This window comes from Nesterenkonia xinjiangensis (assembly GCF_013410745.1).
Taxonomy (GTDB): domain Bacteria; phylum Actinomycetota; class Actinomycetes; order Actinomycetales; family Micrococcaceae; genus Nesterenkonia; species Nesterenkonia xinjiangensis.
The window spans coordinates 533,595-550,058 of record NZ_JACCFY010000001.1; the positions used below are offsets into that span (position 1 = coordinate 533,595).

General features: G+C 69.6%; 16 protein-coding genes. 8 read left to right on the forward strand and 8 right to left on the reverse strand.

Annotation, left to right across the window (positions count from 1 at the left end; genetic code table 11):
- Positions 1–130 precede the first annotated feature (130 nt).
- Genes HNR09_RS02450 through trhA form a run of 3 tightly spaced genes read left to right on the forward strand, consistent with a single transcriptional unit; the run spans position 131 to position 3,599 of the window.
- Positions 131–1,894, forward strand: a complete 1,764-nt coding sequence (locus HNR09_RS02450) for an OmpA family protein (RefSeq protein ID WP_179540607.1) — start codon at positions 131–133, stop codon at positions 1,892–1,894.
- Positions 1,894–2,844: a CPBP family glutamic-type intramembrane protease gene (locus HNR09_RS02455; RefSeq protein ID WP_179540608.1), complete on the forward strand. Its 951-nt coding sequence runs from the start codon at positions 1,894–1,896 to the stop codon at positions 2,842–2,844. Before HNR09_RS02450 ends, HNR09_RS02455 begins: the two co-directional genes overlap by 1 nt.
- 53 nt (positions 2,845–2,897) lie before the next feature.
- Positions 2,898–3,599, forward strand: a complete 702-nt coding sequence (trhA, locus tag HNR09_RS02460; protein ID WP_179540609.1) for a PAQR family membrane homeostasis protein TrhA — start codon at positions 2,898–2,900, stop codon at positions 3,597–3,599.
- Here the strand turns inward: trhA and HNR09_RS02465 are convergent.
- Positions 3,577–5,745 carry a thioredoxin domain-containing protein gene (locus HNR09_RS02465; protein ID WP_179540610.1) on the reverse strand — a complete coding sequence of 723 codons (2,169 nt, stop codon included), beginning with the start codon at positions 5,743–5,745 and terminating at the stop codon, positions 3,577–3,579. The genes trhA and HNR09_RS02465 overlap by 23 nt on opposite strands.
- A 176-nt stretch (positions 5,746–5,921) precedes the next feature.
- Here HNR09_RS02465 and HNR09_RS02470 point away from each other — a divergent pair, with 176 nt between their 5' ends.
- Complete coding sequence (locus HNR09_RS02470) at positions 5,922–7,370, forward strand: dicarboxylate/amino acid:cation symporter (RefSeq protein WP_179540611.1); 1,449 nt, start codon at positions 5,922–5,924, stop codon at positions 7,368–7,370.
- A gap of 163 nt (positions 7,371–7,533) precedes the next feature.
- Here the strand turns inward: HNR09_RS02470 and HNR09_RS02475 are convergent, their stop codons facing one another.
- The 6 genes from HNR09_RS02475 to mca all read right to left on the reverse strand — a co-directional run bounded on the left by HNR09_RS02475 (position 7,534) and on the right by mca (position 13,016).
- Positions 7,534–8,496, reverse strand: coding sequence for an endonuclease domain-containing protein (locus HNR09_RS02475; protein ID WP_179540612.1), 963 nt, complete (start codon positions 8,494–8,496; stop codon positions 7,534–7,536).
- A 167-nt stretch (positions 8,497–8,663) separates the two neighbouring features.
- A complete protein-coding gene (locus tag HNR09_RS02480) occupies positions 8,664–10,784 on the reverse strand; it encodes a S9 family peptidase (protein ID WP_179540613.1) in 2,121 nt (706 codons plus the stop codon).
- Positions 10,785–10,800: 16 nt separating this feature from the next.
- A complete protein-coding gene (locus tag HNR09_RS02485; RefSeq protein WP_179540614.1) occupies positions 10,801–11,214 on the reverse strand; it encodes a hypothetical protein in 414 nt (137 codons plus the stop codon).
- 87 nt (positions 11,215–11,301) lie between these two features.
- Positions 11,302–11,625 carry a transcriptional regulator gene (locus HNR09_RS02490; protein WP_343047419.1) on the reverse strand — a complete coding sequence of 108 codons (324 nt, stop codon included), beginning with the start codon at positions 11,623–11,625 and terminating at the stop codon, positions 11,302–11,304.
- On the reverse strand, positions 11,618–12,085 hold the full coding sequence (locus tag HNR09_RS02495; RefSeq protein ID WP_179540616.1) for a hypothetical protein: 468 nt from the start codon (positions 12,083–12,085) through the stop codon (positions 11,618–11,620). Before HNR09_RS02495 ends, HNR09_RS02490 begins: the two co-directional genes overlap by 8 nt.
- A 46-nt stretch (positions 12,086–12,131) precedes the next feature.
- Entirely contained in the window at positions 12,132–13,016 is an 885-nt protein-coding gene (gene mca / locus HNR09_RS02500; RefSeq protein ID WP_322478362.1) for a mycothiol conjugate amidase Mca, read from the reverse strand.
- Positions 13,017–13,267: 251 nt separating this feature from the next.
- Between mca and HNR09_RS02505 the strand changes: the two genes are divergently transcribed.
- From HNR09_RS02505 to greA, 4 genes are all read left to right on the forward strand, one after another.
- Positions 13,268–13,690, forward strand: coding sequence for a DUF4307 domain-containing protein (locus tag HNR09_RS02505; RefSeq protein WP_179540618.1), 423 nt, complete (start codon positions 13,268–13,270; stop codon positions 13,688–13,690).
- 26 nt (positions 13,691–13,716) lie between these two features.
- Positions 13,717–14,529 (forward strand): molybdate ABC transporter substrate-binding protein, encoded by an 813-nt coding sequence (gene modA / locus HNR09_RS02510; protein ID WP_179540619.1) that lies wholly within the window; start codon positions 13,717–13,719, stop codon positions 14,527–14,529.
- Positions 14,530–14,535: 6 nt separating this feature from the next.
- A complete protein-coding gene (locus HNR09_RS02515; RefSeq protein ID WP_179540620.1) occupies positions 14,536–15,336 on the forward strand; it encodes an ABC transporter permease in 801 nt (266 codons plus the stop codon).
- A 282-nt stretch (positions 15,337–15,618) separates the two neighbouring features.
- Positions 15,619–16,122, forward strand: coding sequence for a transcription elongation factor GreA (gene greA, locus HNR09_RS02520; protein WP_343047420.1), 504 nt, complete (start codon positions 15,619–15,621; stop codon positions 16,120–16,122).
- Between the two features lie 3 nt (positions 16,123–16,125).
- Here the strand turns inward: greA and HNR09_RS02525 are convergent, their stop codons facing one another.
- Positions 16,126–16,461, reverse strand: coding sequence for a hypothetical protein (locus HNR09_RS02525; protein WP_179540622.1), 336 nt, complete (start codon positions 16,459–16,461; stop codon positions 16,126–16,128).
- Positions 16,462–16,464: the final 3 nt, after the last annotated feature.

A 16,464-nucleotide genomic window follows, 5' to 3' on the forward strand; every position in this document is an offset into this window, starting at 1 on the left:
TTCCTTCCTCAGCGCCCCGCCGTGCTCCCCCACCGTACCGCGCCGACACGGGTGGAATCGTTGACACCCACCTGCGGGTTTGCGACAGTGAAGTCACCCACGATGGAGACCACGGAGGCAGCTCATCCCCATGATCCAGCGGAGACCCCGCAGCCGAGCCGAAGCCGCGGTGGCCGCCCTGGCCGCCGCCGGCGTGCTGGTTCTGCTGGGCTGCGCTCCCGAAGCCCCGCCCGCAGCCCCGGAGGAGCCGCAGGAGTCCGACCCTTCGGAGGAGACTCCTGGCACGGAACCCGACCCCGAACCGGAGCCCGAGGAGGACCCCGGGGAAGATCCTGAGGGGACGGACGCCGTCGTCGTCGACCAGGCCGTGTGGAACTTCGACACCATGGAGGAGGTCGACCTCCGGGTGGAGGTCCATCCCTTCGTGCGGGTCTCGACCGAGGAGGGCGACTTCCTCAACGGGCTGATCACCTATCAGATCACCTCCGACTCCGGCGAATACCACCTGGACCGGCACGGAGTGCACCCCCACGAGGTGCGCCTGGTGGACACCGAGGCCCAGAGGATCACGCATCCTGCCTTCGCCACCGACGGCAGCGGCGAGGAGCACCTGGCCGATGTCGAGGACTCCACGGTGCATGCCGGCGACGACCCCGTGCGCTGGGCCGGGGTCCACGCCGATCCGGGCACCGAGAGCACCGCGGTGCTGCTCCCCTACCTGGGACTGATCGAGGACGTGGCCATCGTGGACGCGGAGGACGCCGACACCTCCGACTACCTGCCGGTGGAGGAGGCGCTGCCCGAACTGGTGGAGATCCATGAGGCCACCTGGGACCTGCAGTCCCACCGCGAGCGCGCCGACGGAGACGTCCAGATCCGCCAGAGCGACGATGGAGCCACCCTCACCCTGGACTCGGACATCCTCTTCGCCGTCGACGAGCACACCCTCACCGAGGAGGCCGAAGCCGCTCTGCAGGTGGCCTCCGACGAGCTGGAGGGCTTCGAGGGAGGTGAGCTCAGGATCGTCGGGCACACCGATGACGTGCGCTCCCTGGAGCACAACGAACAGCTCTCTGCGGATCGCGCCGAGGCCGTCCACCAACGCCTGGAGGAGCTGCTGGATGCGGAGGACCTCACCGTCACCACGGAGGGTCGTGCCTTCCACGAGCCGGTGGCCAGCAATGAGACCGAGCAGGGCCGGGCGATGAACCGACGGGTGGAGCTGCACTACACACCGGCCGAGGCGTCGGATCCGCCTGACACCGAAGACGCCGGGGAGCTCGAGGACACCGGAGAGCTCGACCAGACCGAGGACGACGATCTGCCGGCCACCTCCGGACCGGTCGGAAGGGCCGGGGAACCCCTGGAGATCACCGGAGAGCACGGCGGGGTCGTCGAGGTCAGCGTGGAAGAGGTCCACACCGCCGGGAATCTGCTGGTCGGCAGAATCCGGGTGGAGGTGCTGGAGACCGCCGACGACGGCGAGGAGCCCCTGCCGCTGTCCTGGGCGCTGGGATTCGGTGACCGGGGCATGCACGAGAGCCATGAGAACCCCTACAATCCGGGGAACCAGACCGACGCGCTGACCCTGCTGAACGCGCAGGAGCGGATCTTCCCGCTGGAGTTCGACGACACAGAGAGCTTCGAGGGTGCCGACGAGGAGGGATTCATCCGGGAACAGGGTGACCCCTGGCGCTCCGTGGCGGCCGACCGCGGCTTCGGCATGGACGCCGAGGCCGAGGTGGGAAGCTGGTCGGTGGCCACCGTCCTGTGGCCGCAGACCGGAACCGAGGAGGTCGTCGTCGACGTCCCGGGGCAGAGTGAGCACGCCGAACGCCCGTGGTCCGAGCCGTGGCGTGTGGTGGACGTGCCCGTCGAGACGGAGAAACCGTAGTGCAGGAGACCCTCACACCGACTCGCCGGCGCCTCGCCCTGCCGATCTTCATCGCCTGTGCCTACGGCCTCGCATGGCTGGTGGCCCTTCCGCTGTGGCTGGGTGACGGCCTGAACTCACCGTGGTTCATGGTCGTCACCATCGCGATGATGTTCACCCCCGCCGTCGCCGCGCTCGTCGCCGTATTGGTGGAGAGGCCGCAGAAGAAGGCCCGGGCACTCGGGTTGGTCCCGCTGCAGCCGGTCGGCAGGCTCCTGCGCCACCTGGCGCTGGGACTCGTGGTGCCGATCGTCGTATGCCTCGCCGCGCTGCCGATCGGCCACCTCGCCGGCGTCTTCCCTGCGGACTTCACCGGTCTCAGCGGCTTCCAACAGATCACCGAGCAGCAGCTGGCCCAGGCCGGCGTCGACGAGCTGCCCCTGCCGATCGAGACGCTCGCCGCCCTCCAGATCATCAACGTGCTCGTCGCGGCGCTGGTCATCAATCTGCTGCCTGCACTGGGAGAGGAGATCGGGTGGCGCGGATGGATGCTGCCCAAGCTCCTGCGCTTCGGCCCCTGGGGCGCCATCGGGATCTCCGGGATCATCTGGGGCCTGTGGCATGCCCCGCTGATCCTGCTGGGCTACAACTACCCCGGCACCCCGGGGTGGCTCGCTCTGATCGCGATGGTCGCCCTGTGCACGATCATGGGCGGCGTCTTCGGCTGGCTGCGCCTGCGCAGCGGCTCAGTGTGGCCGGCGGCGCTGGCGCACAGCACCTTCAACGCAGCGGCCACCACATACCTCCTCTTCATCGCCGCCGACGCCACCTTCGACCCCCTGCAGGCCACCATCACCGGATGGACCGGGTGGATCCTGCCGGCCGTCGTCGTGCTGCTGGTCGTCCTGACCGGCAGGTTCTCCCCCGTGAGCCAGGAAACTGCAGGAGATCTGCCGCGCGACGACCAGTGAGCCGTGCGACACAAAGTTACCCGCAGGTTACTTGTGGCCTTTAGACTGGGCCTATGGCACAGAAGTCCGCCGTGGGCACCTCCCGTCCCACCGTCGCACCCGCCGACCGGCTCTTCGACTCAGACCTCGCGCTGAAGCCGCGGATGCGCGGCTGGCTCCACGCCGGAATGGTCCCCCTGGCTCTTGCGGCCGGCATCGTGCTCATCGCCGTGGCCCCCACGAGCACACTGCGCGTCGCCTCGGCGGTCTACGCCCTCACCGGGCTGCTGCTCTTCGCGGTCAGCGCCACCTACCACCTGGGCCGCTGGTCACCGCGGACCAAGCTGCTGCTCAAACGGCTGGACCACACCAACATCATGCTCATCATCGCCGGGACCTACACCCCACTGACCCTGGCGCTGCTGCCCGAGCCCAAGGACCTCATCCTGCTGGTCGGCGTCTGGGTCGGTGCGCTGGGCGGGGTGGCGTTCCGGATCTTCTGGACCTCCGCCCCGCGCTGGCTCTACACCCCCGTCTACGTGATCCTCGGACTGGCCGCAGTCGTATTCATCGGAGACTTCTTCGCCGCGGATCTGGCAGCGGCGATCCTCATCTGCGTCGGCGGCGCCGCCTACATCACCGGAGCCGTGATCTACGGACTCAAGCGACCCAACATCTCCGCGCAGTGGTTCGGCTTCCACGAGCTCTTCCACGCCTGCACGCTGATCGGGTTCATCTGCCACTACATCGCGATCATGCTGGCCCTGCTGGGCTGACCTGCTCCAGCGCCTCCTCCACCGAGGCCACCGGGGGCAGACAGACCATCGCCCCCGGGGCGTTCAGGCACAGACTCAGCTGCAGCTCCACCGAACCTGCCGGGGCGGAGCCCGCAGAACCTTCCACGCTCTCCCCCGCACCCGGCTCGACCGGGATCCCCACCAGCGCGGCGGCCCGGCGCACCTGACGCGCCTGCTCGACGTCGGCGGAGACCAGCCGCAGCGCCGGGGAACGACGCGCGGCCCGACGAGCCACCAGCAGGCTCGCCCCGGCCACACTGGGCGCCTTCGACGTCACCAAGGGCAGATGATGCAGCAGATCCGTGGCACGGAGCCGATGATGGTCCCCCAGCGCCTCTGCCAGCTGCAGAGCGACCGCCAGCGAGGCGACCGGACTCGGCTCCGGGCCGTCCAGCGCACCCGCCAGACTGGGGCCGTCCTGCGCCGCAGTGAGCAGGCCGTCGTCGTCGAGGCTCTCCAGCACCTCCCAGCCGTGCTCGCCGTGGCGGGTGAACGCCTCCAGCGTGGCCGCGAGGACGGCGACCCCGCGCTCCAGCCAGAGGCGGGCCCCGGTGGCCGAGCTGAGGGTGAAGCAGGCCGAGGCCAGCTCCGCATGATCGGCCAGGGTGCCGGGCCGGCCCGCCGTCCGCCCGTGATGGGAGACCCGTGCCACGCCCGTGACCCGACCATTCTGCTCCTGGGCCACGTGGATGCCCCAGAGGGTTTCGGCGATCTGCTCGGCCAGCTCCACCGGGGCGTCCTCGCCCCAGAGCATGCCCGCCTCGGCCAGTGAGCGGATCGCCGTGGCGTTCCAGGCGGCCACGACCTTCTCGTCCCGGCCGGGCTGGGGACGCTGGTCACGACGGCTCAGCAGCTCCTCGGCGATGCTCTCCCAGATCTGCTGGTCCGCTGCGGAGAGCGGCACCGAGAAGTGCAGCGTGCGACCGGTGGTGAGGTCCACGTGGCCGCCCTCCGGCGGGGCGCCGCGGCTCAGTGTGGCCAGCCGCCGAGCCTGCTCCATGCTGTGCCCCGCCGCCCGGGCGGCGTCGACGATCTCCACGTCGCTGAACAGGTAGGTGCCGCCCTCGACGTGCTGGCCCTGATCGTCCACCGTGTCCGCATCGAGGGAGGCCGCCAGCAGCCCTTCCGGGGTGAGCATGCGGCCGGTGAGCCAGCCGATGGTGGCCCGCGCGCGCCGTCCGGCCCGGTCCTGCTGCGCCGCGGTGGCAGCCGGATGCACACTCAGCCGCGCGCAGTGCCCCAGCAGCTGAGCGTTGTCGGCGAGCATCTTCTCGAAGTGCGGAACCATCCAGGCACGGTCCGTGGCGTAGCGGGCGAAGCCGCCGTCGAGCTGGTCGAAAAGCGCCGAACGGCCCATCGCCTCGAGGGTGCGGACCGCGAGCCCGCCGGCCACGTCCGCTGGCTCTCCGCCGGCTCGCTGCTGCCAGCAGGACTCCTCCAGCAGGAACGCGAGCAGCGGAGAGGGCGGGAACTTCGGGGCAGCCCCGAACCCGCCATGGACGGTGTCCTCCTCGGGGGCGAGCACTCCCAGCGCCGTCTCCACCCACTCCTGGGTCTGTGCCCAGGCCTCAGAGCCTGGGCCGGTGTCCTCGGCCGGGAAGAGTGCCAGCTGCGCCTGCTGTCGGCGCTGGACGCCCAGCGCGCGAGCGATCTTCTCCGCGGACTCCTCGACCTCCTCGCGGCGCTGCGTCCAGGCGGTGTGGACGGCGTCGAGCACCTCGGTGAAGGCCGGGATCCGCCCGTGGCGCGCCGGCGGGAAATAGGTGCCCGCGTGGAAGGCGCGTCCGTCAGGCAGAACGAAGACGCTCATCGGCCAGCCGCCCTGCCCGGTGAGGGTCTGAGTGGCGGCCATGTAGGCGTCGTCGACGTCGGGGTGCTCCTCCCGATCCACCTTGATCGCCACGAAGCGGGAGTTCAGCGCCTCCGCGGTGCCTCCGTCCGCGAAGGACTCGGCCGCCATCACATGACACCAGTGGCAGGCGGAGTAGCCGATGGAGATGAAGACCGGCACATCCCGTCGGCGAGCCTCCTCGAAGGCCTCCGGGCCCCACGGATGCCAGTCCACGGGGTTCTCGGCGTGCTGCCGTAGGTACAGCGAGGAGCTCTCAGCCAGACGATGTCCCATCACGTCAGTGTCCCGCACCGTCGACGACGGCGTCGATGGCCTACGCCACACCGTCGTCACCTGAGGACATACGCGGAATAGTGCGGACAGGACCCCCGTTCCTCCTCTCGTGCCGCGCCGAGCCCCGGCCGCGGAAGACCACGAACACCCCTGAAGACCCTGAACGGAGCTCACCCATGTCCACCACAGCGGACACCGCCGAGACGACGCCGACCAGGCGCCTGCCCGCCTGGATGACGTCCTTCGGCAACCAGATCCTCGCCGCACTCGTGCTGGGCCTCGGCGTCGGATTCCTCGCCCGCGGCATGGGCGGGACCGAGGAGGATCCCAACTGGCTGACCGCCACCGTCACCGAGGTCGGCGGGGTCTACGTATCCCTGCTGACCGCCGCCGTCGTGCCCCTGGTGTTCACCGCGGTGGTCACCTCCATCGCCCAGCTGCGCCAGGTCACCAACGCCGCCCGGCTGGCCGGCCAGACCCTGCTGTGGTTCGCCATCACCGCGTTCATCTCAGTGCTGATCGGCATCGCCATCGGGGTCATCGGGCAGCCCGGCCAGCACACCGACGTCACCGCAGAGTCCGCCGCGGAGCCCGGAAGCCAGGGCTCCTGGATCGGATTCCTCGAATCCATCGTGCCGGCGAACTTCATGGGGCTGACCGCAGACTCCTCGATGGGCGAGGACGGCGCCCTCACCACCGATCTGACGTTCAACGTGCTGCAGGTGCTGGTCATCTCCATCGCCATCGGCATCGCCGCGATGCTGATCGGCAAGAAGGCCGAGCCGTTCCTGAACCTCACCTCCTCGGTGCTGGCCATCATCCAGAAGGTCCTGTGGTGGATCATCCGGCTGGCTCCGATCGGCACCCTGGCGCTGATCGCCCGCGCGGTGGCCACCTACGGCTGGGACGCACTGTCCTCGCTGGGGGTCTTCGTGCTGTGCATGTATGTGGGCCTGGCGATCGTGTTCTTCCTGGTCTACCCGCTGCTGGTCCGCGCCAACGGGCTCTCCGCCAAGCAGTACTTCACCGGCGTGTGGCCGGCCGTGCAGCTGGGCTTCGTCTCCCGCTCCTCGGTGGGCACCATGCCGCTGACCCAGCGGGTCACCGAACGGAGCCTGGGCGTGCCCCGCTCCTACGCCTCCTTCGCCGTGCCGCTGGGGGCGGTGACGAAGATGGACGGCTGCGCGGCGCTCTACCCGGCGATCGCGGCGCTGTTCGTGGCCCAGTTCTTCGGCCTGGACCTGACCATCACCCAGTACGTGCTGATCGTGTTCGTCTCCGTCATCGGCTCCGCCGCCACGGCCGGCACCACCGGTGCGACCGTCATGCTCACCCTGACGTTGTCCACCCTGGGGCTGCCCCTCGAAGGCGTGGGGCTGCTGCTGGCGGTCGAGCCGATCGTCGACATGGGCCGCACCGCGCTCAACGTGGCCGGGCAGGCTCTGGTTCCCACCATCGTCGCCAAGCGTGAAGGCCTGATCGACATGGAGCTCTACTCCGCGCGCCGCACCGGGGTGCCCTTCGACGACGACACCGAGGATGAGGAAGCCGACGACACCACGGATCTCCCCTCGTCCGACGGGGACACCGACGTTGGCCCGGAGGCGCGCCAGTCGGCTCGCTGAGGCAGCACCCGCGCCTCCTTCGCTTCCCCTCCGTCGAGTGGGGGATTCACCCGCAGCTCACTCGCCGATCCGGCAGTGAGCCGCCGGTGAATCCCCCACTCGACGTGACGGGGCCCGGGCCCGCCGCATCCGCCGCGCGCCAGGTCCCTGACAGCTCGCGGACTCAGATGAGTGGGCGGCGCCGACGTAGCGCCTCAGCGACGGCGGCCACCGCTGCACGGAAGTCCGTGCGAAGGTCCTCCCCATTGACGTGGAGCACCTCCCAGCCTGCCGCCCGGAAGATCGTGTCTCGACGCTGATCCCGGCGGTGCTGATCGGCATCGTAGTGGGTCTTGCCCTCGTACTGGATGGCGATCTTCCACTCCGGATAGCCAAGATCTGCCCGTGGCGACCAGAGCGAGTCAGGGTGCGCCGGCACCTGCAGCTCCGGCTCAGGCAGGCCCGCCTCGACCAGTGCCAGCCGAAGCAGCGTCTCCGGCGGAGAATCCGCGCCCACGCGAACATCCTGGAGCGCCAGTCGGGCGGTCCGTCGACCCCTCACCCGGCGAGTCATCTCCACCACCTCGTGCAGTTCGTCGATCGTGGCGAAGGGCTCAGACCGTCCTTCGTACCGGTCATAGGGGCGGCGCACGAACTGGTCTCCCAGGACGACCAACTCCCGCTGTGAACAGACTTCCGCCAGTTCGAGCCAGTTTCGCGGTGCGGAGCTGACGGAGACGCCGTCGAACTCCACCACATCCTGATCTCTCACCGCGCGCCGGTGCCCGACCACGCCTGTGCGCTCCACACGCGTATCCGGCGAGGGCCTCTGGGTCAGATGGACGCGGCGGTCCATCGCCAGGTGTCGCGGAAGATCCACGCCTCGCAGCTGGGCCGCTGTGGTGTCAGAGATCCACGCCTCGGGGTGCTCCGACGTCAACGCTCGGGCCACAAGATGATGGCGCCTCTCCGGTAGCGTGCGCTCCACCAGCTCCGTGGCAGCATAGACTCCCGCTCCCAACGGGACGACGTCGTCATAGGCGAGGCGCCGTTCGTCGACGCCCATGGCCACGGCCTGTGCACGGGTGAAGGCCGAGCCCAGGAGCGGCTCAGGAAGGGGATGGCGACGGGGCGATCGTCGAGGCATGCGATGAGTGTGCCGTAGATCGATGACCGCCTGCAGGCGTTATCCACAGGTTCGCTCCGCGCTCCGTCGAGCGGGGGATCTGCAGGCACTTAACTGCCTGTATGGGCGAGTTAGCTGCCTGTATATCCCCCACTCGACGGTGGGAGGTGGTGGGAGAGGGAGAAACGTCAGCGGGTGAGTTCTAGCCGCGGGATGCCCACCGGTTCGAAACCGAACACCTGCCCGTAGAAGCTCAGCGAGGCTTCCTGGGCGGCGATGATGTTCTCCGCCTTCCTGAAGCCGTGCTGCTCCCCCTCGAAGAGCAGGTAGGCATGCGGGATCCCCTTGGCGGCCAGCGCATCGCGGAACATCTCCGCCTGATTCGGCGGCACGATCGGATCTTCGTCGCCCTGGAGCAGCAGCACCGGGCAGGACAGCGAGTCCACGTGGTTCAGCGGTGCACGCTCCACGTAGACGGACGCCTCCTCCGGGTACCGGCCGATCAGTCCGTCCAGGTACCGGGACTCGAAGTCATGGGTGTCCTGAGCCAACGCGACGGCGTCAGCCACCCCGAAGCTGGAGACCCCCGCGGAGAACTCCTCGGTGCGGGTCAGGCAGGCCAGCGTGGTCCAGCCGCCCGCACTGCCCCCTTCGATGCCCAGCCGCTCCCCGTCGGCGATGCCGGCCCTCACCAGGTGCCGCATCACCTCCACGGTGTCCTCGACGTCGACCACGCCCCACTGGCCCTTGAGCCGGTCACGGTAGGTCCGCCCGAAGCCGGTGGAGCCCCCGTAGTTGATGTCCACCACGCCGATCCCTCGCGAGGTGTAGTACGCGATCCCCAGTGACAGCCCGACGGCGGCCTGCCCGGTGGGGCCCCCGTGGACCTGCGCGATGTACGGCGGCAGCTCTCCCTCGGGCGCCTGCGCCCCGGCGTTGCGCGGCCGGTAGAGCACCGCGTGGACCTGCTGGCCTGCGGCAGCGGTGACAGTGATCGGTTCGGGCACCGGCAGCAGCCCCGGGTCCGGGGCGTCCTCGCGGGAGGAGCGCACCGTATGGAGCCCCTCGATCCGCCAGCCGTCGGCCCTGCCGGCCCCATCGTCCCCGACTCCTCGGACCAGCGCCCCCGCGTGCACCCCCGAGAACTCCTCGGGAGACACCCCGGCGAAGGCGAGCAGGCCGTCCGCGCGGTGCCGCACCCCGGTGATCATGGTGTGCGGCAGGTCCAGTTCTCGCACAACACCGGCCGGGATGTCCAGCACCCCGAGACGGTCGACGGCGGTCCCATGAACCACCAGGGCGGTGTCGGCGTCGAGCAGGGTGAGCCAGGTCTGGCCGAGCTGCCACAGCGGCCCGGCGAACTCCTGCTCAGCGACCTCCGGATCACCGGCAGGACCGGATGTCAGCACCGGGCGCGGATCCTTCCCGAGGGTGGCGGTCCAGGGGTTCCACCACCCGGTCCGGTCGGAGAGCCAGATCAGCCGGGAGGCGTCGCGCCACTCCGGCTGCAGCACGGAGGTGCCGGTGTCGCCGTCGAGCACGGCGTCCTCGACGACGACGCCGGCCTCCACCCTGCCCACACGCAGTTCGGTGCCGTCCCAGGGCATCTGCGGGTGCTCCCAGGAGATCCAGGCCAGGTGCGCACCGTCGGGCGAGAGCCGCGGGTGGGCGACGAAACGCGATGACGGGGTCACCCGCCGGATCAGGGTGGCGTCATCGGCGGCGGACCCGTCCAGCGGCACCGCGGCGACGTACCGTTCGATGCCCTCTGCACCGGTGTGGTCCTCACAGATCCACCAGACCTCGTCGTCGTGTCCGGGCCGCTGCACGTGCACGGGCTGGGCCCAGCGCAGCGAGGGCCCCGCGGCAGAGGCCACGGTCTCGCCGATCGGACTGAGCGGCGTGGGGGCCTCACCTTCCCGGAAGCGGTGGATGCGCTGGTCGGCGAAGTTCACGAACAGGATCAGCGGAGAGTCCCGGCCATCGTCGATCGCCAGCCACGAGGCTCCGCCATATTCGTGCACGCGCGAGCGAGCGTTGTAGGGGGCAGGCAGCACGGTGACGGTCTCCACCGGCCCGAGCCCGTGGGACGTCACACCGGGCCGTCGCACCGGCCGCGCGCTGCGCACGATGGCCTGACGCCCGTCCTCGGCGGCCAGCCCCTCGGTCCACCACAGGTGGCCGCCCACCAGAGAGGGTGCGGAGACCCGGTTCCCTCCGACGGCGAGCTGCTCGGCGGTGATGCTGGAGGGCCACTCCCCGAAGGGCAGGGTGGCGGGGGTCGTCGTGGGGCGTATGGCGTCAGACATGACGCCAGTCTAGAGATCAGCGCACGGCGTCGGTGCCGGGGCGCTCCTCGTCGGGCTCGGCGGACTGCGCCTCGGGGTCTTCTGCGGAGCTCTCCGGGGGCGCTTCTGCTGCGGGGCCGAAACGCTCGGCCGCTGCGGCGTCGCGGGCATGCCGCTGGGCTTCGGAGATCTCTGCCGGGACCACCTCGCCCGGAAACTCAGGCTCCTCGCCGGCCAGCTCGGCCTCCACCTGAGTGCGGTACTTCATGCGCCTCATGCGCTTGGCGAGATCACGGACCACGAAGATCAGCAGCACGACGATCAGTGCAGTGAACAGGAACCCCTCGATGCCGGGGCTGATGTCAGACTCTTCCAATCCGGGGCGCAGGTCGGGCGCGTCACCACCGCCCCCTCCGGGCCACCAGTTCGTCAGTGCTGGGAATGGATGCACGGGAGTCTCTCGCCTCTGGTCCGAAGTCTGTCGCTTGTCCGAAGGCCAAGTCTACGCCGTGTAGAAATCGAAAGCACACGCGGCAGGTCAGGTCGATCCCCGCTCATCGCGGGAGGCTGCGAGGATCTTCTCCAGCGCTGCGACATGACCGGTGTAGGCCTCTCGACCGGTCTCGGTCAGCGAGACCAGCAGCCGGGACCGCCCGGCACGGAGGAAGGGGGCCTGCCGAGCATACCCCGCCTCCGCGAGCTGACCGAGATGCTTGCTCAACGCAGACTTCGACAGCCCGGTGCGCCGCTGGATCTCGGAGAACTCGATGCCGCCGGCCTGGGAGAGCATCGCGCTGATGCGCAACCGGTGCGGCGCATGGATGAGCGGATCGAAGCGCGGCTCGGGCGAAGGGTCAGGCACGACGCCGGATCCGGACATAGAACAGGTCCACCACGACGATGAATCCCGCGAGCAGGGCGCCCCCCGCGATCCACACCCAGGAGCCGAGCATGCTCTCCAACAGCAACGGGGAGAGCGCCAGGAGTACGACCACGATCGACGCCGGCACCACCCGTCGCCAGCGGACATCCATCCTGACATAGCCCTTTGGCGGATTCGCCGTGAGCACGAGCCAGAGCACCAGGCCGGCCGCTGCCAACGCCAGCACGGACAGCGTCACCTGAAGAGCGGGCGACGAGCCTCCCACCCCCTGATTGACGAAGCCGAGCAGGAGCATCACGGCCAGGGCAGGGACGTACCACCGGGAGAAACCTCTGTAGAGGGTCTGGTCCTCCTCAGCGCGTGCGGCCTCCAGCGCCTCCCTGGCGGCCTCCACACCAGGGAGCTCGTGGGGCGACGGGCGATCACTCGGAGTTGCCATAAGGGAAACTCTAATTCTCAGTTTCCCTTATGGCAACACGCCGTGATCAGCGCAGACCCGCGAACAGATCGTGTTCGGGCAGCTGCGTGTCCACCCGAGAGTCGATGAGCACGTAGTCGTCGTAGGGCCACACCTTGCGCAGGAAGTCGTTGGGAGTGGCGAAGAAGAACCCATCCGGCTCCACCTGGGTGCGGTGGGCGCGCAGGGCGCGATCCCGGTGTTCCAGGTAGTCCCCGACCGGCACCTGGGTGGTGACCTGATGCTTGGTCAGCCAGGGCACCTCGCCGTCCTCGTCGAATCGGGCCAGACGCTCCCCGTAGGGCGAGTCGAAGCCCGCCTCGACCAGCGCCTCGTGGATGGCACGGAACCGCCCCGGGTTGAACGCACGATCGTAGTAGAGCTTCTGCGGCTCCCAGGGCTCCCCGGCATCCGGGTAGAGTCCGGCGTCTCCTGCCGCATGGAAGGCGTCCACGGTGATCTTGTGGGACATGATGTGATCCGGGTGCGGGTAGCCCCCGGACTCGTCGTAGCTGATGATCACATGCGGCCGGAACCGGCGCACCAGACGCACCAACGGGTAGGCCGCCTGCTCCAGGGGCAGTGCCGCGAACGACCCGGCCGGCAGCGGCGGCATCGGGTCGCCCTCGGGCAGCCCGGAGTCCTCGAAGCCGAGCCAGACATGCTGGACGCCGAGCGCCTCGGCGGCCTCACGCATCTCCACCCGACGTACTCCGGGCAGATCCCGATGGCACTGCTGCAGCTCCCCGGCGGCGGCGTTCAGCAGATCACCGCGCTCCCCGCCCGTCGCCGTGGCGACCATGACCTCCGCGCCGGCATCCGCATAGGCGGCCATCATCGCCGCGCCCTTGGAAGACTCATCGTCGGGATGAGCGTGCACGGCCAGCAGACGCAGCCCGGCTGAACGCGGCACATGCTCGTGGTGCTCCGCCGCGTGCGGGTCGACGGCGTCGCGGAGCCCGCGAGGGGGACGGACCGTCGCGGCGTCCTTGCGGATCACCGGCGTCGAGGCGGCGAGGGGGTCGGCGGGGTGGTCTGGGGTCGGGGTCACAGGTGATCTCCGTGGCTGGTGGGCTCGGTGAGGGTCCGGGATCGGGTCGGTTCTGATCGAACGTCATCGTCCCTCGACGCATCAGAACCCCTCGAGACACTAGAATAATCCCGATGAGTCACTCGACCGCCCCGCACAGCCTCGCCGAGCGCTACGGCGCCCCGAAGCGGCCCCTCTCGTCCCGGACGCGCGTCGGGCTCGTGGTCGGTGCGCTGGTCGCAGCTCTGGCGGTGGCCGTGTACTTCACCGTGGGCAACACGGTGGGTCAGCTCACCTCGAAGGACGTCGGTTACATCATCCACTCAGACACCTCGGCCTCGGTGGACTATGAGCTCACGAAGGACTTCGACGCCACTGTGCAGTGCATGGTGCAGGTGCTCGACGACTCCTACGCCATCGTGGGCGCCAAGACTGTGACCATCGGCCCGCACGAAGGCAGCGGTTCGGCGGACCGCAGCCAGTACTTTCGCACAGATGTGCGCACCGAGTACCGCGGAGTCACCGGCATCGTGGACTCCTGCTGGGAGCTGGGCTGATGCGACCAGGCTCGTTGATGCACCGCATGCGCGGTGTCATCGCGCTGGTCCTGCTGGTGTGCTTCGTGGCCGCCTTCGTGCTCACCGCCTGCGACGGCGACTCCCCCGATCCCGAGTCCGCCGCCACTCCGGACTCCGAGGTGGTGGTGCTCGCCGCCGCCTCGGTGGAGCCGGTGCTGCAGCGGATCGAACAGGGCCTGCAGGAGCGCGACGCCGGACTCACGCTGGCCGCTGAGTACGGCGGCACCTCGACGCTCGTCTCGCAGATCAGGTCAGGCCGCCCCTTCGACGTCGTCATCACCGCCTCCCGAGCGCACATGGGCGAACTGGTCGAGGACGGCCACGTCAGCAGAGACGCCTACCCGGTGGCCACCAATCGGCTCGCCCTGGTCGTCCCCGCGGAGAACCCCGCCGGCGTCGACAGCTTCGACGACTTCATCGCCCACGCCGACGACCTCCTCACCGCGACCTGCGCACCGGAGGTCCCCTGCGGTGAGCTGACGCGCACCATGGAGGAGGAGCTCGGGGTCGAGGTCCACACCGACACGGAGGAGACGTCGGTGTCCTCGGTGATGACGAAGGTGCGGATGGCAGAGGTCGACGCCGGCTTCACCTACATCACCGATGCCCGCGCCGCCGGAGACGAGGTGCAGGTCTTCGAGATTCCGGACTTCGCGAACAACGACACACAGATCTGGGCGGCCATCGCCGCCGAGCCCGAGGACCGCGAGGCCGCCGAGCAGCTCCTCACCCTGGTGGCCGGCGAGACCGGACGCACCGCCTTCGAGGAGGCCGGCTTCCTGCCCCCTCCGGCCGCTGAAGCCTCGAGCACTGACTGACCCTCCATGGCCCGACACGTCGACCGCCTCCCCGGCGTGCTGTGGCTGCCCGCCCTTGTCGGCGCTGCGCTGCTGACCCTGCCGGTGCTCGCCCTGCTCCTGCAGGCCGACCTTCTGGCGGTCCCGGCCCTGCTGTCCTCGCCGGTCACTCGTGACGCCCTCGCCCTCAGCTTCCAGACGGCGACGGCGGCGACTCTCCTGTGCGTAGTCTGCGGAGTCCCGCTGGGGGTGCTGATGGCGCGCGGCAAGTCCGTCCTGCTGCGTTGGGCGCGCCCGCTGGTACTGCTGCCCCTGGTGCTGCCGCCGGTGGTGGCGGGTGTGGCCCTGCTGTCCGCCTTCGGCCGCATGGGCCTGATCGGAGCGCCCCTGCAGGCTCTTGGCGTCCAGATCACCTTCACCTGGGTGGCGGTGGTGCTCGCCCAGGCCTTCGTCGCGATGCCGTTCATGGTGCTCTCGGTGGAGTCTGCCCTGTCCTCGCTGGACCGGCAGTACGAGGAGGCCGCCGCGACCATGGGGGCCGGTCCGCTGGCCGCGCTGTGGTGGGTGGTCCTTCCGCTGATCCGCCCCGGCGTGTTGGCCGGCACCGTGCTGTGCTTCGCCCGCTGCTTGGGCGAGTTCGGCGCCACTCTGGCCTTCGCAGGCTCGGCCTCCGGCACCACCCGCACCGCGCCGATCGAGGTCTACCTGCTGCAGCAGTCCGACCCCGAGGCCGCCGCCGCCCTGGCGGTGGTGATGATCGCCGTCGCGCTGGTCGTGGTCGGGCTGGTCTATGGGCCTGGACGGCGGCTGTTCACCCCGCTGCGCTGAGCCGCTCACCGTTTCGCCCAGGTTGCCCTCGCGGCCGCACCGTTGAGGTTCTGCCGCGACAGCACTACGATTGTGGAAACGCAGAACAACCCCGCCGGGGAGCGACCGGGCCAGAGGTCCGGGACGTATGTCCTCAGGCGGGGTCTTTGCATGTACGACGAGGAACCTCACGGCATCGCTGTCTGGACGGGAAACCCCCGGCACGGAGGGCGATGCCGACTGATGTGGCGGCGGACCCTCCGTCCGCGGCCGGGTTCCTCCTCAGACCCGAGGAGATCAACAGTGGCGACGCACGCGCACCAGACCGACGAGAACGCACAGTGGCTGACCCAGGAGGCCTACGACCGGCTCAAGTCCGAGCTGGCGCACCTCAGCGGCCCTGGTCGCCAGGAGATCGTGGACCGCATCGAGTCCGCCCGGGAAGAGGGCGACCTGAAGGAGAACGGCGGCTACCACGCGGCCAAGGAGGAGCAGGGCAAGGCCGAGGCACGGATCCGCTACCTGACCAGTCTGCTCGAGAACTCCTACGTGGGTGAGGCCCCCGCCAGCGACGGCACCGTCATGCCCGGCATGGTCGTCACCGCGACGATCGCCGGAAACGAGATGCGATTCCTCTTCGGCAACCGTGAGATCGCCGGAGACTCGGATCTGCAGGTCTACTCGGCCAGCTCACCCATCGGTGAAGCCATCAATGGCGCCAAGGCCGGGGACAAACTGTCCTACCCGGCACCGAACGGCAAGGACATCCCGGTGGAGATCCACTCCGCAGAGCCCTTCACCGGCTGATCCTCAGACCCAGCCGTCGAGGTCGCTGGCGTTGTCCTGACGCCGGCGGCCGCGGCGGACGCTGCGCCGCGTGCGCCGGGAGGTCGGAGCGTGTCCCTTCGCGGAGGCATCCTGACCCCCGGCGGCCGGGTGCTTCCGACGCTGCTCTCGATTGCGCATCCAGCGGCCCAGCACCCAGGCCAGCCCGGCCAGGGCCGCCAGGCTCAGCGCCCACATCAGGCCGATCAGAGCCAGCCCGATCAGGTCCGCCCAGGCGCCGTCGGGGCCCCCGGTCCCGGCGCCGTCCTCGGGGACCACGCTTCCCGCGACGCCGATCTTCCACGGCATGACTGTGCTCATCAC